General features: G+C 71.2%; 19 protein-coding genes. 13 read left to right on the top strand and 6 right to left on the bottom strand.

The features are described 5' to 3' along the window. Positions 1-353: 353 nt before the first annotated feature. Positions 354-1,619, top strand: coding sequence for an APC family permease (locus HNQ79_RS03860; RefSeq protein WP_260421508.1), 1,266 nt, complete (start codon positions 354-356; stop codon positions 1,617-1,619). A gap of 167 nt (positions 1,620-1,786) precedes the next feature. On the opposite strand, the gene HNQ79_RS03855 is transcribed toward HNQ79_RS03860, so the two are convergent. The 3 genes from HNQ79_RS03855 to HNQ79_RS03845 form a co-directional block, all read right to left on the bottom strand. Next, on the bottom strand, positions 1,787-2,620 hold the full coding sequence (locus tag HNQ79_RS03855; protein ID WP_185027610.1) for an alpha/beta fold hydrolase: 834 nt from the start codon (positions 2,618-2,620) through the stop codon (positions 1,787-1,789). Between the two features lie 101 nt (positions 2,621-2,721). Next, positions 2,722-3,561 carry an alpha/beta fold hydrolase gene (locus HNQ79_RS03850; protein WP_185026878.1) on the bottom strand — a complete coding sequence of 280 codons (840 nt, stop codon included), beginning with the start codon at positions 3,559-3,561 and terminating at the stop codon, positions 2,722-2,724. 356 nt (positions 3,562-3,917) lie between these two features. Continuing rightward, on the bottom strand, positions 3,918-5,066 hold the full coding sequence (locus HNQ79_RS03845; protein ID WP_185026876.1) for a serine hydrolase domain-containing protein: 1,149 nt from the start codon (positions 5,064-5,066) through the stop codon (positions 3,918-3,920). Positions 5,067-5,444: 378 nt separating this feature from the next. Between HNQ79_RS03845 and HNQ79_RS03840 the strand changes: the two genes are divergently transcribed. The 5 genes from HNQ79_RS03840 to HNQ79_RS03820 all read left to right on the top strand — a co-directional run bounded on the left by HNQ79_RS03840 (position 5,445) and on the right by HNQ79_RS03820 (position 12,070). Beyond that, positions 5,445-8,558, top strand: coding sequence for an AfsR/SARP family transcriptional regulator (locus HNQ79_RS03840; RefSeq protein ID WP_229923212.1), 3,114 nt, complete (start codon positions 5,445-5,447; stop codon positions 8,556-8,558). Positions 8,559-8,903: 345 nt separating this feature from the next. Continuing rightward, positions 8,904-9,485 carry a sigma-70 family RNA polymerase sigma factor gene (locus HNQ79_RS03835; protein ID WP_185026874.1) on the top strand — a complete coding sequence of 194 codons (582 nt, stop codon included), beginning with the start codon at positions 8,904-8,906 and terminating at the stop codon, positions 9,483-9,485. A gap of 227 nt (positions 9,486-9,712) precedes the next feature. Continuing rightward, complete coding sequence (locus HNQ79_RS03830) at positions 9,713-10,477, top strand: hypothetical protein (RefSeq protein ID WP_185026872.1); 765 nt, start codon at positions 9,713-9,715, stop codon at positions 10,475-10,477. A gap of 5 nt (positions 10,478-10,482) precedes the next feature. Continuing rightward, positions 10,483-11,112 carry a class F sortase gene (locus HNQ79_RS03825; RefSeq protein WP_185026869.1) on the top strand — a complete coding sequence of 210 codons (630 nt, stop codon included), beginning with the start codon at positions 10,483-10,485 and terminating at the stop codon, positions 11,110-11,112. An 88-nt stretch (positions 11,113-11,200) separates the two neighbouring features. After that, a complete protein-coding gene (locus tag HNQ79_RS03820) occupies positions 11,201-12,070 on the top strand; it encodes a DUF4394 domain-containing protein (protein WP_185026867.1) in 870 nt (289 codons plus the stop codon). Positions 12,071-12,160: 90 nt separating this feature from the next. On the opposite strand, the gene HNQ79_RS03815 is transcribed toward HNQ79_RS03820, so the two are convergent. The 3 genes from HNQ79_RS03815 to HNQ79_RS03805 all read right to left on the bottom strand — a co-directional run bounded on the left by HNQ79_RS03815 (position 12,161) and on the right by HNQ79_RS03805 (position 15,212). Next, positions 12,161-12,811, bottom strand: a complete 651-nt coding sequence (locus HNQ79_RS03815; RefSeq protein ID WP_185026865.1) for a fasciclin domain-containing protein — start codon at positions 12,809-12,811, stop codon at positions 12,161-12,163. Positions 12,812-12,908: 97 nt separating this feature from the next. Continuing rightward, positions 12,909-14,495 (bottom strand): sulfite oxidase, encoded by a 1,587-nt coding sequence (locus tag HNQ79_RS03810; RefSeq protein WP_185027606.1) that lies wholly within the window; start codon positions 14,493-14,495, stop codon positions 12,909-12,911. A 477-nt stretch (positions 14,496-14,972) separates the two neighbouring features. After that, a complete protein-coding gene (locus HNQ79_RS03805; protein ID WP_185026863.1) occupies positions 14,973-15,212 on the bottom strand; it encodes a chaplin in 240 nt (79 codons plus the stop codon). 360 nt (positions 15,213-15,572) lie between these two features. Here HNQ79_RS03805 and sigK point away from each other — a divergent pair, with 360 nt between their 5' ends. From sigK to HNQ79_RS03770, 7 genes are all read left to right on the top strand, one after another. After that, on the top strand, positions 15,573-16,160 hold the full coding sequence (gene sigK, locus HNQ79_RS03800) for an ECF RNA polymerase sigma factor SigK (RefSeq protein ID WP_229923213.1): 588 nt from the start codon (positions 15,573-15,575) through the stop codon (positions 16,158-16,160). Then, positions 16,157-16,909: an anti-sigma factor gene (locus HNQ79_RS03795; protein ID WP_185026859.1), complete on the top strand. Its 753-nt coding sequence runs from the start codon at positions 16,157-16,159 to the stop codon at positions 16,907-16,909. The genes sigK and HNQ79_RS03795 overlap by 4 nt, the downstream gene beginning before the upstream one ends. Positions 16,910-17,386: 477 nt before the next feature. Beyond that, on the top strand, positions 17,387-17,842 hold the full coding sequence (locus HNQ79_RS03790) for a helix-turn-helix domain-containing protein (protein WP_185027604.1): 456 nt from the start codon (positions 17,387-17,389) through the stop codon (positions 17,840-17,842). Between the two features lie 243 nt (positions 17,843-18,085). Continuing rightward, a complete protein-coding gene (locus HNQ79_RS03785; RefSeq protein ID WP_185026857.1) occupies positions 18,086-18,613 on the top strand; it encodes a M48 family metalloprotease in 528 nt (175 codons plus the stop codon). After that, positions 18,610-19,800, top strand: coding sequence for an MAB_1171c family putative transporter (locus tag HNQ79_RS03780; RefSeq protein ID WP_185026855.1), 1,191 nt, complete (start codon positions 18,610-18,612; stop codon positions 19,798-19,800). The genes HNQ79_RS03785 and HNQ79_RS03780 overlap by 4 nt, the downstream gene beginning before the upstream one ends. Beyond that, positions 19,797-20,987, top strand: coding sequence for a cytochrome P450 family protein (locus HNQ79_RS03775; protein ID WP_185026853.1), 1,191 nt, complete (start codon positions 19,797-19,799; stop codon positions 20,985-20,987). The genes HNQ79_RS03780 and HNQ79_RS03775 overlap by 4 nt, the downstream gene beginning before the upstream one ends. 259 nt (positions 20,988-21,246) lie before the next feature. Continuing rightward, positions 21,247-21,666, top strand: a complete 420-nt coding sequence (locus tag HNQ79_RS03770; protein ID WP_185026851.1) for an effector-associated constant component EACC1 — start codon at positions 21,247-21,249, stop codon at positions 21,664-21,666. Positions 21,667-21,681 lie beyond the last annotated feature (15 nt).

Below are 21,681 nucleotides of genomic sequence, written 5' to 3'. Positions count from 1 at the left end.
GTACGGGGCGGGCTCTCGCGGCGTGGGTTCCACGTGCTGTCCTCTCCGCGTGCCGACGGCCGGTGCGGCCGGGGAAACATGGTGTCGCACCAATCGTGCCGTACCGGTGGAAAGGTGTCGTCGCGGCGCCGCGACGCGATCACCGGCCGAAGGACGCCCCGGCGCCGACCAGCGGACCACGGGCCCCCGCGACGCCTGCCCACTCGGGCGTCCGGGGGACTTGCCGTCTGCCGGACGCCGCACGGGGTATACGGCACCACGTGAAAAATCCATCCGACCAGCCCGAAACGTCGGGCTCCGCGACGGCTTCCCCTTCTCCGGCGGCTGCCGCGGGAACGCCGCTCAAGAAGACCCTGACCACGTCACTGCTCTACTTCTTCATCCTCGGCGACGTCCTCGGCGCCGGCGTCTACGTCCTGGTGGGCCAGGTCGCGGCCGACTCGGGGGGCGCGGTGTGGGCCCCGCTTCTCGCCGCCCTGTGCCTGGCACTGCTGACCGCCGCCTCGTACGCCGAGCTGGTCACCAAGTACCCGCGCGCGGGAGGTTCCTCCCACTACGCGACCCGGGCGTACGGGCCGTTCACCGGTTTTCTCGCGGGGTACTGCATGCTCGCCGCCGGCATCGTCTCGGTGGCGGCGCTCGCCCGCGGTTTCGGCGGCGACTACCTGACCGAGTTCTTCACCCTGCCCCTGGTCCTGGTGACGATCGTGTTCCTGACCGCGCTGGCGCTGCTGAACGCGCGGGGCATCAGTGAGTCGACGCGGGCCAACGTCGTCGCCACGGTCATCGAGGTCGGCGGGCTGCTGCTGGTGATCGGCCTGGGCGTCTGGATCGTGCTGCGCGGCGACGGGGACATGGGCAGGCTGACCGACCTGGGGACCGCCGAGAAGGGCCCGCTGGCCGCGCTGCTGAGCGGGGCCGTGCTCGCGTACTACTCGTTCGTCGGTTTCGAGACGTCCGTCAACGTCGCCGAGGAGACCAAGGACCCGCGGCGTTCGTATCCCCGGGCGCTCTTCGGTGCCCTGATCACCGCGGGCGCGGTGTACGCACTGGTCGGCGCCGCCGCGGCGGCGGCCGTACCGACCGCGAAGCTGGTCGAATCCAGCGGTCCGCTGCTGGAAGTGGTCCGGGCGGCCGGCGGTGTCCCCCCGGAACTCTTCAGCGCGGTGGCGCTGGTGGCGGTCGCCAACGGCGCGCTGCTCACCGGCATCATGTCGTCACGACTGGCCTACGGCATGGCCCAGGACGGTCTGCTGCCGGGCTTCCTGACGAAGGTCCTGCCCGGCCGGCGCACCCCGTGGGCCGCGATCGCCGCGACCGGCGCGCTCTCGCTGCTCCTCGCCCTGACCGGTGACGTGGCCACCCTCGCCTCCACCCTGGTGCTGCTCCTGCTGGTGGTCTTCTTCCTCGTCAACACGTCGCTCCTGGTGCTGCGCCGCGACGAGGTGGAGCACGACCACTTCCGGGCGCCGACGGTCCTGCCGGTCCTCGGCGCGCTCTCCTGCATCCTGCTGGCCACCCAGATCGAACGCGACGTCTGGTTCCGGGGGCTGCTGGTACTGGCCGTCGGTGTCGTTCTGGGCATCGTCGCGGCAGCACGGCTGCGCCGCCGGAACTGAAACCGGGGCACGACACGGCCCGGCAGGAGCGTGCACCCCCGTCGCCGTCACGACGGGGGTGCACCCGGTTCAGCGTCCTGCCGACGAGCCGTCCGGGAACCGACGAGCAGGCCCCCCGTACGGCGGGCCGGCCGCCGGCGCGGGAGCGGCCGGCCGTGCGTGGTCGGTCACTTGGCGAGGAAGGCGAGCAGTGCCTCGGTGACCTCCTCGGCGTGGGTCCACAGCAGCCCGTGGGGCGCGCCGTCGATGACCACGTAGTCGGCCTCCGGGAGCGCCTGGTGGAAGAGCTCGCCGGTGGACTCGATGGGCAGGATCCGGTCGGCGGTGCCGTGCAGGATCAGTGCCGGGACGTCGATCTTGGGGAGGTCGGCACGGAAGTCGGTGGACCAGGTCGCCACGCAGGCCAGCGAGGCGTACGAGGAGGCCCCGGCGGCCACGTTCCAGCTGTTGCGGACGGCCTCTTCGCTGATGCGGGCGCCGAGGTTCTCGTCGAGGTTGTAGAAGTTCTCGTAGAACGCGGTGAAGTAGGCGTACCGGTCGGCGGTGACGGCCGCCTCGATGTCCTTGAAGATGCCGCCGTCCACGCCGCCGGGGTTGTCGTCGGTCTTGAGGAGGAAGGGTTCGAGGGAGGCGAGGAACGCGGCCTTGGCGATCCGGGCGGAGCCGTACGTACCCAGGTAGCGGCCGACCTCGCCGGTACCCATGGAGAAGCCGACCAGGACCGCGTCGTTGAGGTCGAGGGTCTCCAGGACCGTGTTCAGGTCGGCGGCGAACGTGTCGTAGTCGTACCCGGTGGTGGGCTTGCTGGAGCGGCCGAATCCGCGCCGGTCGTACGTGATCACGCGGTAGCCGGCCGTCAGCAGCGCGGCGGACTGCTTCTCCCACGAGTGGCCGTCGAGCGGGTAGCCGTGGATGAGCACGACCGGCTGCCCGGTGCCGTGGTCCTCGTAGTACAGCTCGATGCTGGTCGAGTTCTCCTGGCCAACGGTGATGAACGCCATGGTGGTCACTGCCTTTCGATGAGGGAGGTGCCGGGTGGTGCGGTGCCCGCGGGGGCGTGGGCGTCGGGGTGTGCGACGACGCGCAGGAACGGTGCTGTCGGTCAGCGGACGGTGCGGGCCGCCTGCTCCACGACGCGGGTGACGACCTCGGGGCGGGACACGGTCACCGCGTGGGAGGCGTCGACGGTCGTGGTGCGGGCCCCGGCCCGGGCCGACATGTAACGCTGGGCGGCCACCGGGATGTTGAGGTCCTCGGTGGTGACCAGCGACCAGCTGGGGATCGTCTTCCAGGCGGCCTTCGTGGACTTCTCCTCCAGCGCGGCGGCGGCGATCGGACGCTGTCCCGCCGCCATCAGTCCGGCCTTGTCGGCCGGCACGTCGGCGGCGAACTGGCCGCGGAACTTCTCCGGCTTGATGTACACGTCTGCTCCCCGACCGCCGTCGGGCAGCGTGTAGTTGACGGACTCGATCGCCTGGCCGAGGGTGCTCCCGGGGAACTTGTTCGTCAGTCCGAGCGAGCTTTCGCCCGTCTCGGGCAGGAACGCGGCGATGTAGACCAGCGCCTTCACCTTGCCCTCCAGGCCCGCGGCGGCCTGGCTGATGACGGTTCCGCCGTAGGAGTGGCCGACCAGGACCACGGGCCCGTCGATGTGATCGACGACGCTGCGCAGGTAGGCGGCGTCGGTCGCAGGACCGCGCAGCGGGTTGGCGGCGGACACCACGCGGTAGCCCGCGCGCTGGAGCCGCTTGACCACGCCGTCCCAGCTCGCGGCGTCGGCGAACGCCCCGTGCTCCAGCACGATCGTCGGACGTATCGGGTGGTGGGACGCCGCACCGGCTACGGCGGGGAGGGCGACGGCGGTCGCGGACAGCCCCAGGGTCGCTGCGACTGCCAGCAGGGTGGATCTGCGGCTCGGACGGGCCAGGCGGGGGATACGCATGCGTGTGTCCATTTTCCTTGGAGGTCGGCCTTGATAGGTCGGCTTGAGGGGCGGTCCCTGTCGGACCGTTGGGTGAGTGACACCCGGACGGGGCTTTGGGTGGGCGGTGCGCCGCAGCGGCTGAGGGTGGCGACGGCGCTCCTGGCCCCGGGGCGCGCCACCCGGCCCGGCTGCCGGGGCGGAACGTCCCGCGTCCTGTCCTACGAGCGGAGGGCGGGTTCGGTTCACCACGACCGCGGGCTCTCCGTTCGCGGGTCCTGTTCGCGGGTGCCGCACGCGGCCGTTGGGGCACGCGGGGCGGGCCGCAACAACCACGGAACTCCGGGTCCCGGTCACCGGGGTGGAGCGGGCGGGCCTCAGCGTGTGGAGTCCAGTACCTCGTAGACGTGCTTGAGGTAGCTGTGGGTGCGCTCGGAGCCGAGGATTCCGTCGCCCAGCCGGTTCATCGTGTACGAGAACGTGACGCGCCGGTCGAGGTCCATCATGACGATCGAGCCGCCCCGGCCGACCCAGAAGCAGACCCTTCCGGTCGGCATGTGCGGCATCGTCCTCGCATCGGCCAGCGCGAAGCCGACGCCCCAGCGCACAGGAACGCCCAGGAACAGGTCGACCCCGTCGGCCTGCACGTCGAGGACCTTGTCCACGGTCTCCTCGGAGAGGAGGCGGACGCCGTTCACCTCGCCGCGCCGTGAGATCACGGAGAGGGCACGGGCCAGTCCACGAGCGTTGCCGTGTCCGTTGACGGCTCCCAGTTCCGCACGACGCCACCGCGGGGTGTCGACGTGCTCGTCCCGCGCGGGGCTTCCGAGCAGCGTCTTGACGAAGAGCCCCTCGGGATCGAGGCCCTCGGGTATCCCGGCGAGCGGCGCCGGGGCCACCAACGGGGCGATGCGCGGCCAGTCCGCCTGTCGCGCACCGATCTGGACGTCGGCCCGTGACGGCTTGGCGATCTCGGTGTCGACGAACTCGGTCAGGGTGCGGCCTCTGACCCGCCGGACGAGTTCTCCCACCAGCTGTCCCTGCGTCTGCACGTGATAGCCGGAGGCAGTGCCCGGCTCCCACCAGGGTGCCTGCGCGGCCAGCCGGGCGCTCGCGGCCGGCCGGTCGTACAGATCGTCCATGGTGAAGGGCTGCTGCCAGCCGGACAGCCCCGAGGTGTGCGCCAGGACGTGCCTCACCTCGATGTCCTGCTTGCCCCGGGCGGCGAACTCGGGCCAGTAGTACGCGACCGGACGGTCCAGGTCCAGTGCCCCCCGGTCGACGAGGACGAGGGCCGCCAGACTGGTGAGGGTCTTGGTCGTCGACCACAGGCTGACCAATGTGTCCTGCTCCCACGGAACGGTCCGCGCCTCGTCGGCGTGACCGCCCCACAGGTCGACCTCCATGACCCCGTCGACATCGACGGCGACCGACGCCCCCAACTCCTCCCCCGACGCGAGGTGCGCCGCCAGCGCTGCGCGGACCGGTTCGAACCGCGCGGTGCTCTTTCCTTCGACGTTGACCATGACTTTCCCTCACTCCGGACGACGACCGTTCGCTCACCCAACGGAGTGAACGCCGCTGCGGTTCACGCATCGCCCCAGGTGAACGGCGTCCGTCGGCGTGAGGTCCGAAGATCGACGGCGCCGACACGCCAGGTGGCGTCCTGCTAATGTCATGTCCGGGACTGGGGAGGCGGACGACGGGGTGCTCACCGCTCCGATCACCCGCGTCGGCCCCTCGACCCGGCGGGGAGGTCATCGCGACGAGGAACGAGCGGATGCCATGTGGACCGGCAGCCGGCTTTCGTCACCGCGGGAGCGGGCCGCACACATGTCCGCAGGACATGATCATGCGTGTGCCCCCGATGGCGGCACCGCCGAGCCGGATTCCGGGTGGGCGCGGTGACAGCTGTGGGGCAGGGACTCGATTTCGGAGTGCTGGGGCCGCTGGTGGTACGCCGGGCGGGCACGGACATCGATCCGGGCCGGCGCAGACAACGGCTGCTGCTGATCCGCCTCCTGCTCGCCGACGGCAGGGCGGTCTCTCCGCAAACGCTGTGCGAGGAACTGTGGCCGCAGCAGCCGGGACGAGCCCCCCGCGGGGCGCTGGGCTCCCTGCACGCCCACATCAGCAAGGTCCGCGCGGTCCTGGAACCCCAGCACCTGCGCCGGCGAGGCACCTTCGAGGTGCTGGTCACAGAACCCCTGGGCTACGCCCTGCGGGTGCCGCCCGGCAGCCGTGACACCGTACGTTTCGAGCGGGCCCTCGCCCAGGCACAACGGTCCATGGAACGAGGCCGGCCCGAACAGGCGGTGGAGGAGGCCCGCAGAGCCCTGGAGATGTGGCGCGGCAGCGCCTTCGCCGATGCGGCGCACCACCTGTTCGCCACCCACGAGACGGCCCGCCTGGAAGAGCTGCGGCAGACGACCCGCGAGATCCGCACCACCGCCCTGCTCCTGCAAGGACGGATCACCGACGCCCTGGACGCGGCGCAGGAGATGACCACCGAGCACCCCCTGCGGGAGACCGGTTGGGCGCTGCTGCTGCGCGCCCTGTACCTCGCCGGCCGGTACCCGGAAGCCCTGCAGCGCTACGCCGACCTGCGCCGGCTTCTCGCCGACGAACTCGGACTCGAACCGGGCCCCTCGTTGCGCGCCCTGCACCACGGCATCCTCCATCACGACCTGCCGCCCCTTCACCCGGCCTCCGCACCGAACGGGTACGGCGCGGCGAGCGTCCCCGGCGGCGGCGACACCGCGCACAGCCACGGCCCGTTCGCCACCGCCGGGGCCGGAGCATCCGGCGAGGCCGAGGCAGCCCCAGCCGTCGGCCCCGGCGCGGACGGCCTGTCCGGTCCAACTGCCGGTGCTGCCACGGAGCAGAAGGGAGCCCCGCCACCTGCCCTGGCGCGTCCCGCACAACTGCCCCGCGGTCTCCCGGTGTTCGCGGGCCGGGCGGCCGAAAGCGCGTGGCTGTCGGCCGTGAGCGGGGCACCGGGCCGGCCCGCGCCGGCCGAGGCTCCCGTCGTCGTCATCAGCGGTACTCCCGGCGTCGGCAAGACCACCTTCGCCGTCCACCACGCCCACCGCATCACCTCCTCCTTCCCCGACGGACAGCTCTTCGTCAACCTGTGCGGTGTCCACCCGCACGCGCCCGCAGTGCCGCCGGGCAACGCCCTGCACGGATTCCTCACCGCCCTCGGCGTGCCCGCGCAGCGCATCCCGGAAGACACTCACGGCCGCAGCACGCTCTTCCGCAGCCTGCTCGCCGACCGGCGGATCCTCCTCGTCCTGGACAATGCCCGCGACGAGCAGCAGGTCCGCCCCCTGCTTCCCGGGGGAGCGGGCTGCCTCACGCTGATCACCAGCCGCAACCGTCTCCCCGGCCTGATCACCAGCGACGGCGCCAAGCCCCTCTCCCTCCCGCTGCCCTCGCAGACGGAGGCCCGCCAGGCCCTGGAGCGACGACTGGGAGCGGAACGGCTGGACGCCGAACCCACCGCGACGGCCGACATCATCCGCCTGTGCGGACGGCTTCCCCTGGCCATGGCCGTGGTCGCCGCCCGCGCGGAGCTCGATCCGTCCTTCCTCCTGCACGCCATCGCCGACGACCTGCGACAGGCCCAGGGCGGTCTCGACGCGTTCACCGGCTCCGACACCACCACCGACGTACGCGCCGTCTTCTCCTGGTCGTACCGGGCCCTGGAGGAGTCCGCCGCCCGGCTCTTCCGTTTCCTGGCCCTGCATCCCGGTCCGCACATCACCGTCCCGGCCGCCGCCAGTCTTGTCGGCATGCCCCTCCCCCTTACCCGCCGAGCCCTCGCCGAACTGGTCGGTTCCTGTCTCGTGGAGCAACCGTCGCCCGGCCGCTACAGCCTGCACGACCTGCTGCGCGGCTACGCGGACGAACTCAACGGCTCCCACGACACCGCCGGGGAACGCCATCGAGCAACTCTCCGGGTGCTGGACCACTACCTGTTCACCGCCTACGAGGCCAACCAACTGCTCAAACAGGACAGGTCGCGCGACCTCGACCTCGGCGCACCCCACGCGGATGTCACCCCGGAAAAACTCACCACCGTCAAGCAGGCGACCGACTGGCTCACCGCCGAACAAGGGGTACTGTCCGGCCTGCTCCACACCGCCGTCGGCCGGCAGCTGGACCACCACACCACCGGACTCTCCTGGGCTCTCAGCGAACACCTCAACCGCCAGGAGTTCTGGCCCGAGGCCATCGCCGCACTGTCCCCCGCTCTTGACGTGGCCCGACGCCGCGACGACCGCCTCGAAGAGGGCCGTTGCCTGCGCCACCTCGGCAGCATCCACGGGTACCTCGACCACCGGGAGCAGGCCCTCGACCACCTGCGACGCGCCGTCACGATCTTCGAAGAACTCGACGAGGTCGGTGAACAGGCCAGGGCCCACTACCTCATGGCGTGTGCGCTGTTCCTGTTCGGCCGGATCCAGGAGGCCGTGGCGGGCTCCGAGCGGGGACTGGAACTGTCCCGGCAGATGGGTGAGGAGCTGTGGCTGGCCGAGTGCCTCGTCGAACTCTCCTGGTTCCACGCCAACCTGGGAAACCTCGGCAAGGCCCTCCGGTACAGCGAGGAGGGCATCGACCTGTTCCAGCGCCTGAACGCGCCGTGGCAGCTGGCCCAGGCCTGGGACATTCTGGGCCACACCCTCCGCATGCTCGGCCGTTACCAGGAATCGGTGGCCACCTACCAGCGGGCGACGCGGGCGTTCGAGGAACTGGGCGACCACCGGAACGCCATCGGGACGACAATGCGGCTGGGCGACACCCGGCTGGCCCAGGGCGACCGGGAAGGCGCCCGAGCGGACTGGCTGCACTCCCTCGAAAACGCCGAGGCACGGGCGATGCCCCACACCGCCCAGCAGGCCCGCGACCGGCTGACCGCCCTGGACATGGACACGGACCCCACGCCCGCCGTGCCCGAGAGGGCGGCCGGGAACCACGAGCTGCCGGTGCCGCGGACCGCTGATCCCGCCCCATAGGCCACGGCCGGGCCGCGGCGGCGTGCGGCCACGTTCCACCCATTCGCCGGGGGCAGGCGGACAAGGGTATCCCCACGCTTCCCCCGGAAGCCGCGGTCGCCGACCCGTGCGCCTCCCCCTCCGCGGGTGCGTCCCTCTCCCGCTGAACGCTCGGAACGGTGCGAGGGTTCACCCTGCGCCGCTGACGACGGACGTTTCTTCTCCGGGTGGATCGCCACAGCTGCCCTCCGGCCCCGACAAGGAAGCGACAAGGTCCGGGCAAGGGCCTTCTTCGAGTGTGGGACCGCTCCCCCGCGCAGGCGGGCGAGCGCGCCGCAGACACTTGAACAGGAACGGGCACCACCCATGAGCGCGATCACCGCAGCGGGGACCACCCTCCTCGCTCCCACCCGGGCGCACGCCCGCCACGTCGCACCGGACAGCGACGGCGACGCCTTCATCCGGGACATCTACGAGCAGTACGGGCCTCTGCTCCTCCGGTACGCCACACGGTTGCTGGACGGCGACTGGCACAAGGCGGAGGACATTCTCCAGGAGACCGCAGCCCGCGCCTGGAAGAACGCCCGGTACCTGCGCCCGCGCGGCGAACAGATACGGCCGTGGCTGTACACGGTGGCCCGGAACCTGGTCATCGACCACCACAGGACCCGGCAGATCAGACCGCTGGAACTCATGCCGGTCGAGGACCTGGACGCTTCCTGGGACACCACGGAATCCGCGCTCACCGCCCACGCGCTGCTGAGGGCCCTGCGGGAGCTGACCGAGCAGCAGAGAACCGTCATCCGTCTCATGTACTACCTGGAGTGCAGCGTCGCCCAGGCGGCCGAGCACCTCGGCATCCCGCCCGGCACCGTCAAGAGCCGCGCCTTCTACGCCGTGCGGGCGCTGCGCAGGGAACTGGAGAAGCAGGGTGTCGGCGGCGAGTAGCCGGGCGGGGACGAAAGCACGGCCCGCTCCCTCCGCAGGTTTCGCCGACGGCAGGTCGTGCCGGGGGACGCCCCGCAGCGGTGACGCCGTGGCGGCCTCTGCCTCGGGGATGGTCCCACCCGAGAGCTCCGACTGGGATGGCGAAACGGACGAAAGCGACCAAAGATGACTCTGTGCGCTCCTACAGCGACACAGAGTTGTCATCGGTTCCCATTCGAGGAGTACCCGTGCAGAAGGCCACCCCCGCCGCGATCGCCGTCCTCACCGTCATAGCCGGCGGCACAGCCCTCGCCCCGGCGGCTCTCGCCGCCGACGAGACAGGGGGCAACAGCCTCCACGCGACCCTCTCCCCCGTCCCCACCAACAAGGTGACCGGCTCAGGCACGGCCACGGTCCATCTGCAGGGGCACGAGGCCACCATCACCATCAAGACGCAGGGCCTGCTCGCCGACGCGCCGCACGCCCAGCACTTCCACATCGGCGCCAAGGGCCAGTGCCCGCCCGCGTCGGCGGCCAAGAAGCACAATGGCTCGCTGAGCATGAACACGACCGACGGACTGCCGTTCTACGGCAAGATCGGCGCCTCCCTCACCACCACCGGCGACACCAGCGCCTCCCACGCCGCCCTCGCGGTCGACCGCTTCCCCAAGGGCGCCTCCTACACCTACCACCGCACCCTCACGGTCGACGAGGAGACCGCGACGAGTCTGCGCTCCGACAACGCCGTCGTCGTCGTCCACGGCATCGACTACAACGGCAACGGCAAGTACGACAACAACCTCGGTCCCAGCGACCTCGACGCCACGCTGCCCTCGGAGGCCACCAACCCGGCCCTGTGCGGACCGCTGAAGACGGCGCCGGCCGGAGCGGTCGCCGGAGGCATGGGCGGCACCCAGGACGGTGACACCATGGCACTCACCGCCGCCGGCGGTCTGCTGGTCGCGGCCGGCGGTGTGATGTACCTGCGTCGCCGCGGCATCCGCCAGAACTGACCCGTATGAATGGCTTTCGCCCCCGTGGCCGTCGCAGTGTTCACACTGCGACGGCCATCGCCTTCACCACGACCGCGCTCGCCCTACTGGCCGAGGTCGCGCTCTCTCCCTCGGCACCCCCCGCTCCGCCCGAGTCCGTCCTCGCAGGGCGGTCCGATCCCTCCCGCGAGCCTCCGCAGGGAAGTGCGCAACCCCTGCCCGCATCCCGCCCCGAACACATCGACATCCCCGAGGTCGGCCTGAGCGCGAAGATCGTGCCCGTCGGCACGACCGCGGACGGCGCCATCGCCATGCCGAAGGACGCGGACCGGGCCGGGTGGTACAACGGCTCCCCGACACCGGGGGAATACGGCAACACGCTCGTGGTCGGGCACCTCGACTCGGCCAACGGCCCCGCCGCCTTCTACCGCCTGGGCGCCCTGCGCAAGGGCGATCGCATCAGTCTGACGCGCCAGGACGGGACCAGAGTCGGCTTCACAGTGACCCGCATGGCCGTCCACCCCAAAGGGGACTTCCCCTCCCGGAGCGTCTACGCCCCCACGTCACAACCCCAGTTGACCCTGATCACCTGCGCCGACTGGGACGACTCCCAGCAGCGGTACCGCGCCAACCTGGTCGTCACTGGCCATCTCTGACTTCTCGACCCGTCCAAAGCGCCTGCGGTGGCGAATACACCATGTGCCCTCGGCCGACCGGGCCGGGGCCTCACCTCTGGGAGTGCACTTGCGACACCGCACCGCTGCTGCCGCCACCGCTGTCGTACTCGCCGCCCTGTGCGCCGTGCCCGCGATCGCCGCAGACCGTACCGCGCCGCCGACCGTGTCTGCCACGGACCACAAGGGGCTGACCGCGATCGGCCTGACCGCCGGCCAACGCCTGGTCGAATTCGACGTGCACAAGCCGTCGAAGGCCTGGCCGCTGGGCAAGGTGACGGGCCTCATCGGCGACACCGGGCTCGTCGGAATCGACTTCCGTGTGCAGGACGAGAAGCTGTACGGCGTCGGCGACAAGGGGGGCATCTACACGCTCAACACGACGAACGCACGCGCCGACAAGGTGTCCCAGCTGAGCGTCCGGCTGACCGGCACCGCCTTCGGCGTCGACTTCAACCCTGCCGCGAACCGGCTCCGGGTCATCTCCAGTACCGGGCAGAACCTCCGGCACAACATCGACGACGCCTCCGCGCCCCTGTCGACGACCGTGGACGGCACGCTCACCAATCCGTCCACCCCGCCGTCCACCGCGCGAGGGGTGACCGGCGCCGCCTACACCAACAACGACCTGAACTCCGCGACAGCGACGACCCTGTTCGACCTCGACACCATGACCGACCGGATCTCCCTGCAGTCCCCGGCCAACGCGGGCACCCTCGCCCCCGTCGGAAACCTCGGTCCGAACGCGGGCCCGGACGCCGGCTTCGACATCTACACCTGGCCGTCCACCGGCATGAACCACGGCTTCGCCGCCGTCGACGGGGGCAACGGCTACCGGCTGTACGGCGTCGACCTCCTCTCCGGCAGGGCCACCCACAAGGGCGCCTTCCCCAAGAAGCACCAGGTCACCGACCTCGCCCTGCCCGTCAACCAGAAGTGAGCAAAGCCGGTGGTCGCGCATCCCTCGCAGTGAGGGGTGCCCGACCACCGGCCGCTGCATGCTCCGGAGGGCGCCGCTGCGCCTCGTCGGCTACTTGGGCATCAGGACGGTGTCGACGATGTAGACGTTGGCGTTGGCGGTCTTGACGTTGCCGCAGACGACCTTGGAGGTGTCGTTGACGGTGTAGGCCTCGGCCGAGCCGACGGTGGTGATCATGCCCTTCTGAAGGGTCTCGAAGGAGCCGCTCTCCAACTGCTTCGGGGCCAGCTTCTGGCCCACGACGTGGTACGTGAGGATCTTGGTGAGCGTGGCCTTGTCGGCAAGGACCTTGTCCAGGTCGGCCTTCGGAATCTTGGCGAAGGCGTCGTTGGTCGGCGCGAACACCGTGATGTTCTCGGCGTTGTTGAGGGTGTCGACCAGACCGGCCTTCTTCACCGCGGTGACCAGGGTGGACAGGGCCGGGTTGTTCGAGGCCGCGGTGGCGACCGGGTCCTTGGCCATGCCGTCGAACGAACCCGCGCCGTCCTGGGGCACGCCGGAACACGCCGGGCCGAAGGGTCCGTCCATCGGCTTCGCGTCCTCGGTGGGGGCCTCGCTCGCCGTGGCCGGATCGGCGGGGGCCGTGCTGGGCGCGGCGGCGTCGGTGCTGCCACCGGAGTCCGAGCAGGCCACGAGCGAGAGGGGGAGGACGACGGCGGCGGCGACGGCGATCGCGCCGCGGCGCATGCGCAGGGAGTTCATCTCTGTTGCTCCTATGAAGAGTTGATTGCTCTGTATCGGGATGGCGATGGGGTCTTTACGGGCCCGGGGGCCCGGTGGTCTAGGTGGTCCAGGTGGTCTAGGTGACGGTGACGAAGACGCTGTGCCAGCCGCTCGCCCCGTCGGGAACGGTCCGCGCCCGCTGTTCGGTCTGGACCTGGCCGGTGCTGTCGGTGGCGCGGACGGTGAGGGTGTGCCCGCCGGGGGCGGCCTGCCAGCGGTAGGACCACTGGCGCCAGGTGTCGACGGTGTCCTGGACGGCGAGGTCGGCGTCCTGCCAGGGGCCGTCGTCGACTCGCACCTGGACACGGGTGATGCCGCGGTGCTGGGCCCAGGCGACGCCTGCGACGGTCACGCTGCCGGCTGCGGGCCGGGCGAAGGGCTTGGGGGTGTCGATGCGCGCCTGGGTCTTGATCGGGGCCTTGCGCGCCCACTTCCGCTTCACCCAGTAGGGGTCGTAGGTGTCGAAGGTGGTGAGCTCGATGTCCTCGATCCACTTGCAGGCGGAGACGTACCCGTAGAGGCCGGGGACGAGCATGCGGACGGGGAAGCCGTGGTCGAACGGCAGGGGCTCGCCGTTCATGCCGAAGGCCAGCATCGCGTCCCGCCCGTCCATCACGTCCTCGACCGGGGAGCCGAGCGTCATGCCGTCCACCGAACGGGCCACCAGCTGATCGGCCTTGCCGCCCCGCGAGGGAGGCTGCACGCCGCATTCCGCGAGCAGGTCGGACAGGCGTACACCGAGCCAGCGGGCGTTGCCGACGTACGGCCCCCCGACCTCGTTCGAGACGCAGGTGAGCGTGATGTCCCGTTCGATCGCCGGTCGGGCGAGGAGGTCGTCGAGCGTGTACGTGCGGGAACGCGTGACGCCCTTGCCATGGATCTTCAGCCGCCACGTGTCCGCGTCGACCTTCGGCACGACGAGGGCGGTGTCGACGCGGTAGAAGTTCCGGTTCGGGGTGGTGAAGGCACTGATCCCGGGGACCTTGAGCTGTGCTCCGGCCGGTACCGGAGGGGCCGGAGACGCAGGCGGGGGCAGGACGAGATCGTTGCGGGAGGTGACCGCTCCCTGCCCACGCTGCTGGGACAGCACCCGGCCCAGTACCCCCGCTCCGGTGGCGGCGGCAGCGGTCACGGCCGCGGTGGTCAGGAACCCCCGCCGGCTCCATCCGCCCCCGGCGCCCTCGTCACGGGGCGAGGAGCCCGCGGGAGCGGCTTTGCCCGCCAGGAGGTACAGCACGACCGCCCCCGCCACCGCGCCGGCCATGGACGGCAGGGCGTCTCCGACGCCCGCGGTGTCCGGCCTGCTGAGGGCGGCGGCCGAGCCGACGATCCCGAAGAGCAGAACTCCGGCCGCCCCCACCCGCCGGTGCCGCAGCGCCAGGATGCCCAGGGCGATCGCGAACAGGCCGAGGAGGACCAGGATGCCGAGTTGCAGGACGATCTTGTCGTTCTCGCCGAACGTCCGGATCGCGAAGTCCTTGACCGGCGCGGGAGTCCGGTCGATGACCGCGCCGCCCACCACCGTCACGGGCCCCGCCTCGGGGCGTACGAGGGATGCGGTCAGCTCGGCCACGGCCAGCGCGGTGAACCCGGCCAGCAGGCCGGCCAGTGCCCCGAGAGAGGACCGGGTGAGGGTGTTGCGGAAGGTGCTCACACAGGCCATTCGGTGGCACTCGCCCGGCGGATTGGTCATCTGCCCGACGAATTCGCGACGCCGGTTCAGAGAGGTTCAGTTCCCACGCGCCGACCCTGCCTGCGCAGCGGCTTCGTCGGGGGCGCCACACCCTGGGGCGGCGAAGGAACACCGGCCGTGCTGAGCACGCGGAGCCATCGCGTGGGTGTCCCTCTTCCGGTCACCGGTCCGCGCCGGTCCTGACGGGGGTTGGTGTCGTCGGCCTCAGTGACGCCCCCTGACCGCGGGTCCCTGTGCTGGCCAGACCATCGGCGTGCGCACCCGGAGCGAGCGGAGGCGGAGCTGCGGGCGACCGGGCCGGCAACGCCCGCAGCCGACCAGCCCGTAGTCGCGGTTCCGCTGCACGAGGCGCCGGATACGTCTCCCGGCCGCGACCGCGGGCTGGTCACCGGTCCGCGCCCCCACCCCGGACGCGGCGCTGGACCGGAACCTGACGGCCTGTTGAGATCAGCCGTTGCCGCAGGTGTTGCCGAAGGCCGGGTTGAGCAGGCCGATGACGCTGACCGTGTTCCCGCACGCGTTGACCGGGACGTGGATCGGCACCTGGATCAGGTTGCCGGAGCCGACACCCGGCGAGTAGGCGGCGACGCCCTGCGCCCCGGAGTCGGCCGCGGCCAGCGACGCTCCGCCGAGCACCACGGCACCGGCCGCCACCGCGACCGCCAGACTCTTGCAGATACCAACCATTGCAATGCCTCCCAAGGAAAGGGTTCGTGCCCGCCGCACGGATGTCCCATGCGGCCGGTCGAGAGCCGGTGAACGCTCCCGGCTCTCACCCGCTTCTTCGGTGCCCTTCGACCGTTGGCTGGGCCGCGACCACCGCGTTCACCCGCACCGGTGAACCGACTGTTCCCCTGCTGACAAAACACCCGCCCATCCGCACATCCGTCCGCTACGAAGACTGTGCAAAGACCCCCGCGCTCTATGGCCAGGCTGCCGGTGTGACAGCCGGTCCCTTCTACGACCAAGGACGCATATGCGATGAACACGCACCCACCGGCCGGCCGCCGGTCACTTCGTCCGGTCGCCACAGCCGAAGGGCGGCCGGTGAACCAGGCGCCCCCCTTCGGCCCTCGTGACCGGTCCGGGCGCAGTGATCTCACCGAGGTCATCCAGCAGGTCGCCCGCGGCGACAAGCAGGCTTTCTCCACCCTCTACGGCACGCTCGCACCCCTGGTGTTCGGGATCACGACCAGGATCGTCCGCAACCGGGCACAGTCGGAGGAGGTCACGCAGGAAGTGATGATCGGTCTTTGGCGGCAGGCCGCCCGCTACCGGCCCGAAGCAGGCAGCGTCATCACCTGGGCCGCCACGATCGCCCACCGGCGTGCCGTGGACCGCGTCCGCTCCGCCCAGGCCTCGGCCGACCGCGAACGTGCCCAAGCCGCTCGCGAGCGGTCCCCCGGGTACGACGAGGTCGCCGAACAGGTACAGACCCGGTGGGAAAGTGAGCAGGTCCGCCGCTGTCTGCGTGGTCTGACCGAACTACAGCGTCAAGCGGTGACCCTGGCCTACTACCAAGGGCTGACCTACCGTGAGGTCGTGGAGTCCCTGCGCACTCCGCTTCCCACCGTCAAGACACGCATGCGCGACGGGCTGATCCGGCTCCGCGGCTGCATGGGGGTGTCCTTGTGAAACAGCACCAGTCCGACATCCACGCCCTCGCGGCCGCCTACGCCCTCAACGCCCTTGACCCTGCCGAGCGGGACGCTTTCGGCGACCACCTCCGGCGCTGTGACGACTGCCGGACGGAAGTGGCGGAGTTCGGGGCGACCGCCGCGCGGCTTGCCCGCGCTGTGGCCCAGGACCCTCCGCCCCCCGTGAAGCAGCGGACGATCAGCGCAATCGACGGCGTGCGTCAACTGCCCCCACGCGTGCCTGTCCCCACGCCGGCGACGAGCCTCACCGGAAGCCCGCGACGCAGGACAGGGTCCCTCGCGCTCGCCGCCTGTTTGGCCGCGGCCGCGTCGTTGGGCGGCCTCGCCGCCTGGCAGCACCAGCAGAACGCGGACTCGCAGCAGCGGGCCCTACAGGTCCGGCAGCAACTCGACGCCGTCGGCGCAGTACTGGCCGCTCCGGACTCCCGCACCGCGCACGGGCGGACCGCCAACGGCGCCCTGACCAGCGTCGTCACGTCCGACCGTCAGCACAAGGCCGTCTTTACCGCCACCGGCCTGCCCGACCCTGCGCCGGGCAAGACATACCAACTGTGGCTGGACCACAAGGGCACGATGCGCCCTGCCGGATTCATCCGCACGGACGGCACAGTTCTCCTCGACGGCGACCCCTCCGACGCCACCGCGATCGGCCTCACCCTCGAACCCGCAGCAGGGTCCGCACAACCCACCTCCGACCCCCTGCTCCTGATGGACCTGCCGGCCTGATCGCGCGCCGCCTGCTGAAGTCTGCACGGGGGGTGTGAGCCATGCAGGACCCCTGGCCCCGGCCCGGGATCGCGGAGCTCGTTTCGCCACGGTGTTCATGACGCGTACCTTGCGGCGTCCACCGCACACGGGCCCGCCCACAACGAGGCGCTCCGGACGCTCGGTGGGCGGACGGGGTGCAAGGGCTGCCCTGCGCGCGTCAGATGCTGATGACGTCCCGCGCGCCGACCGGCGCGAGCCCGTCCGCCGCGGCCGCGACGCTCCCGGGCCGTTGGCCGAGCTCACCCCCGTGAAGCTCGACCCCGACCCGGTCGACGCCGCCACCCCCTCGACACTGCAGTGGCGACGAAGCATTGGTAACGTACACCAGAGTGACTGCCCGGCGTCAACCAAAGTGTCGCCGGGACCCGGCCCGAGGGGCTTCGAAAAACACTGTGGTGGGCGAAGGCTCGACATCACGTCAAGGAGGTCGTGTACGTGGAGGATGACCGGTCGCTCACCTTCGCCCAACTCCTGGACCACCTCTTCCGCGAGGTACACCCCCCGTCCCGGGGGCCCTACACCTACGCGGAGGTCGCCGAGGGAATCCGCAAGGCCGCGACCGGTGAGGGGCGCGGGGTGACGGCGAGCGCCATTCAGCAACTGCGCACCGGCGCCAAGCGGAACCCGACGCGACACACCATCAAGGCCCTGGCCGACTTCTTCGGCGTACCGGCGGGCTACTTCGTCGACAGCGCGGCGGCCGAACGCACCAAGGCGGAGATCGGCCTCCTCGCCGCCATGCGCGATCAGGACGTCCGCAAGGTGGCCCTGCGCGCCAACGGCCTGAGCGTCGACAGCTTGAAGATGCTGTCCACCGTCATCGAGCAGGCCCGGAAACTCGAAGGGCTCAGCACGGACGACCCCGCGCAGGACCTCAACCTGGACGACTGAGCCGCACACCGGGCGGCGCACGCGCGATCCCGCCCGGGCGACCCCGGTGGCCGGCCATCGACAGGGGGCGTCCGCCATGTCCGGGACAGGCCCGGCATCCCGGGCCGCGAGGCACCTCCGCGGCAACACCCCCGCCCGTACCGCGGAGTCGCGAACATGTCAGCATGGGCGCGCACACCGGGCCCTCCAGGGAGAGGCTCGCGACGGCCGACGACCCGCGACCGGCGGCACCGGAGTGAGGACATGGACTTTGAGCAGCTCCGCGCCGCGTGCGAGGCACGCGTGGAGGCGCTCCGGCTTCCGCACCGCTTCAGCACCCGCGACCTCCGCGACGCCGTGGCAGAGCAGCGCGGACGCCCCATCATCCTGCGCCCCCTGAGCACCTTGGGCGCCATGGACGCCCCGTGCGGCATCCGCCTGGAGACCGCGGACGCCGACCTGTTGTTCTACGAGGAAGCCACCTCCCCCCTCCACCAGAACCACATCCTCGCCCACGAGATCAGCCACATCATCTGCGACCACCCCGGCAGCCTGGAACTGGACCAGGACAACCTGCGCGCGATCGGGTTCAACCCCGCCCTCGTGCAGCGCATGTCCGGCCGGACCAGCTACACCAGCGAGGACGAACGCGAGGCCGAGGTGATGGCCAGCGTGATCCGACAACTCATGTACCGGGGACGCGAAGGCCCGTCGAGCCGGCCCGCCAGCGGCTCCGAGAGCTGGGACGCGCTGTTCGCCGAGCCGCACAGGAAGAAACGCCACCGGAAATGATCAATATTCTCTTCACGGGCACCGCCGTCGTACTGCTGTGCTTCGCCGCCTACTGGGTGCGCGGACGCGGCGGACACCGCCCCACGGGTACCTGGGCGATGGCGGCGTTGCTGACCTCGTTCGCCCTCGCCTTCGCCTCCTACGCCCCCGCCGTCGAGCGCGCGGTCGAATCCGTGGTCCCCCACGTCGCCCGGCTCCTCAGCAACACCTTCACCCTGACGGCGGCCACCTCGGTCCTCGCCTTCCTCTTCCAGCTCAATCTGGACCGCGAACGGGCCCGCCGGCAGATCCGCCTGCGCGTCCTCGCCCTCGTCCTCTCCGTCGCCGGCATGACGGCCTTCTTCGTCGCCGAACAACTCACCGGACGGCACCCGGTGTTGTACGCGTGCTACGTGCTCATCTACATCTCCTACTTGGGTTACACGGCCAAGGACTTCCTGCTGCAGACCTGGGCGCAGTCCAAGCGCTCGACCCGGCGCAGTCAGCGCTGGGGCCTGCGCACGACCTCGGTGGGCTGCGGCTTCGCTCTCGTCTACGCCGCGTACAAGCTCTTCGCCCTGGTCTCCATCGGCCTCGGCCTGGGGCTCGTGCCCGACGGTGCCCGCTGCTCGACCCCGCTGACCCCCTTCCGCTGTGCGTTCAGCGTGACCGCGCCCGCCGTCGCCGTCCTCCTCATCACCGTCGGGCTCACCCTCCCCGCCCTGCTGTGGCCGCTCAGCCAACTGCGCCGACGCCGCTGGGAACGGGACTCGTTCACCGCGCTGGAACCCCTGTGGCGGGAGGTCACCGCGGCGGTCCCCGAGGTCGTGCTCGACCCGGGGAACACCGGGGCCGACGCCCGCGACCTCGACTTCCACCTGCACCGCCGGGTCATAGAGATCAACGACTGCGTGCTGGCCCTGCGCCGGTACCGTCCCACGTCGGTACGCGACGCCGCAGCCGCCGAGGTCGCCCGCCGCGGCACTGCCGGTACTCCCGAGGGCGACGCCGAGGTGGAGGCGGCGGTCATCGCCGCGTCCGTCGCCGCGAAGCACGCCGGAGCCGCCTCCGAAGGCGACGAGGCCCCACCCGCCACCGGCACCGCCTCCCGCAGGGGCGACCTCCCGGCGGAGACCGCGTGGCTGCTGCTCGTGGCGGACGCCTACGCACGGCAGTCGGCGCCCGCGAACACCGGAGTGGCCCCGTGACCGCCCCCCAGCAGGACCCACTGCGCGACCCGCGCTTCTTCGCCGACCCCTACCCCACCTACGACCGGCTGCGCGAAAGCTGCCCGGTCCGGCGGATCCCCACCGGCTCGGGCGGCCACCAGGCGTACCTGATCACCGGCCACCCGGAGGCCCGCGAGGCGTTCACCGATCCCCGCCTCTCCAAGGACACGGCCCGCTTCTTCGCTGATCGTCCCTCGAACCGCGACCTGCACCCGGCGATCTCCCGCAACATGCTGGCCAGCGATCCTCCCGCGCACTCCCGCCACAGGCGGGTGGCGACGCCGCTGTTCACCACCGGCCGCGTCCGGGCTCTGCGCCCGTACATCACCCGGGTCGTCGAGGACCTCGTGGCCGCGTGGCGGCCGGGCGCGGACGTCGACCTGGTCGCGGAACTCGCGGTACCCCTGCCGGTCACCGTGGTCTGCGAGCTGCTGGGGGTGCCGGAATCCGACCGCTCCAGGCTCGCCCGCTGGTCCCAAGACCTCTTCGACGCGACCGACACCGACCGGGTCGACGCCGCGTCGCACCGGATCGGCGAGTACCTGACCCGCCTCGTCGACACGGCCCGCGCCGACTCCGGCGACGGCGCGCTCCACTCCCTGCTGCGCGACTGCGACGAGGGCGGGCTCGACCGGGACGAGACCGTCTCCCTGGCCGCCCTCCTCCTGGTAGCCGGGCACGAGACCACCACCCACTTCATCGGCAACGCCGTCCTGGCCCTGCTCCGGCACCCGGATGCCTTCCACCGGCTGTGCCGGAACCCGGACCTGATCCCCGGCGCCCTGGACGAACTGCTCCGCTTCGACTCCCCGGTGAGCGTGGCCACCTTCCGGCACAGCACGCAGGACCTGTGCGTCGGCGGGGTCGACATCCCGGCGGGCTTCCCGGTACTCATCGCCCCCGGAGCCGCGAACCGCGACCCGGCGGCATTCCCCGACCCGCACCGCCTCGACCTCGACCGCGACGCCGGCGGCCACCTCTCCTTCGGCCACGGCATCCACCGCTGCCCGGGCGCCCCCCTGGCCCGCGCCGAGGTGGAAATCGCCCTCCGCACCCTGGTGAGCCGCTTCCCGAACGCGCGCCTGGCCGTCCCCGAAGAATCCCTGACCTGGCGCCGAACCCGCCTCACCCGCGGCCTCAGCATGCTGCCGCTGAAGCTCGGCTGACCTGACGTGGGCAGCGCGCCGTAGGCTCACCACCGGTCCCGAGCACAGGCGCGCGTAGCGCAAGCTCGGCGCCCCGGTCAGCCAGAACTGGCGAGAGCCGTTGCGCGACATCCGTGAGGCGACGGCGCCTGCCTGCCCCGCCACCTGTTTCACGCCAATGACCAGGCAACTTCCGGAAAGTCGACTCCACTGGCCGGGGCAGCACAGTAGCTTCAGGATTCCGCGTCAGCCATGACGTACGCACACCCAAGGGGAGTATGTGAGCGCGACCCGCGACGACCGGACCACTCTCATTCGGATCTCCATCGTCGACGACGATCCCCTGCGGGCCCGGCGAGAAGCCCGTGAGCTGCTGGGCGAGTTGTCCGAGGTGGCCCCTGAGGCCGTGCTTGATTCTGTGCGGCCTCAGGGCCCGCTCCCCGATGGCGTCAAGGGTGGCGACGTCGTCGCCCTCGTCGGTCTGGTCTTCAGTGGTGGCTCCCTGGCCATCGCCGCAGTACAGCTGTGGCTCTCCCGTACGCCCCAGCGGACCATCTCCCTCACCCGGCCCGACGGTGCCTGTCTCCGGATCACCGGCCGACAGGCCCGTGCGGACTCGGAAGCGATCGAACGGTTCCTGTCGCCACGGCCCGGACCCCTCTCGCCGCCCCTGCCGGACGACGGTGCGGAGTCGGCGTAGACAGGCGGGGGCGCG

It is taken from the genome of Streptomyces candidus (genome assembly GCF_014207445.1).
In the GTDB taxonomy this organism is placed as follows: Bacteria; Actinomycetota; Actinomycetes; order Streptomycetales; family Streptomycetaceae; genus Streptomyces; species Streptomyces candidus.
The sequence above is the reverse complement of the archived record's forward strand: the minus strand, read 5'-3'. Positions and strand labels throughout refer to the sequence as shown.

Excerpts from the sequence above, each read along its gene's own strand:
- HNQ79_RS03855 (WP_185027610.1), bottom strand. The coding sequence starts at position 2,620 with ATGGCGTTCATCACCGTTGGCCAGGAGAACTCGACCAGCATCGAGCTG.
- HNQ79_RS03850 (WP_185026878.1), bottom strand. The coding sequence starts at position 3,561 with ATGCGTATCCCCCGCCTGGCCCGTCCGAGCCGCAGATCCACCCTGCTG.
- HNQ79_RS03845 (WP_185026876.1), bottom strand. The coding sequence starts at position 5,066 with ATGGTCAACGTCGAAGGAAAGAGCACCGCGCGGTTCGAACCGGTCCGC.
- HNQ79_RS03835 (WP_185026874.1), top strand. The coding sequence starts at position 8,904 with ATGAGCGCGATCACCGCAGCGGGGACCACCCTCCTCGCTCCCACCCGG.
- HNQ79_RS03825 (WP_185026869.1), top strand. The coding sequence starts at position 10,483 with ATGAATGGCTTTCGCCCCCGTGGCCGTCGCAGTGTTCACACTGCGACG.
- HNQ79_RS03815 (WP_185026865.1), bottom strand. The coding sequence starts at position 12,811 with ATGAACTCCCTGCGCATGCGCCGCGGCGCGATCGCCGTCGCCGCCGCC.
- HNQ79_RS03810 (WP_185027606.1), bottom strand. The coding sequence starts at position 14,495 with ATGGCCTGTGTGAGCACCTTCCGCAACACCCTCACCCGGTCCTCTCTC.
- HNQ79_RS03805 (WP_185026863.1), bottom strand. The coding sequence starts at position 15,212 with ATGGTTGGTATCTGCAAGAGTCTGGCGGTCGCGGTGGCGGCCGGTGCC.
- HNQ79_RS03785 (WP_185026857.1), top strand. The coding sequence starts at position 18,086 with ATGGACTTTGAGCAGCTCCGCGCCGCGTGCGAGGCACGCGTGGAGGCG.
- HNQ79_RS03780 (WP_185026855.1), top strand. The coding sequence starts at position 18,610 with ATGATCAATATTCTCTTCACGGGCACCGCCGTCGTACTGCTGTGCTTC.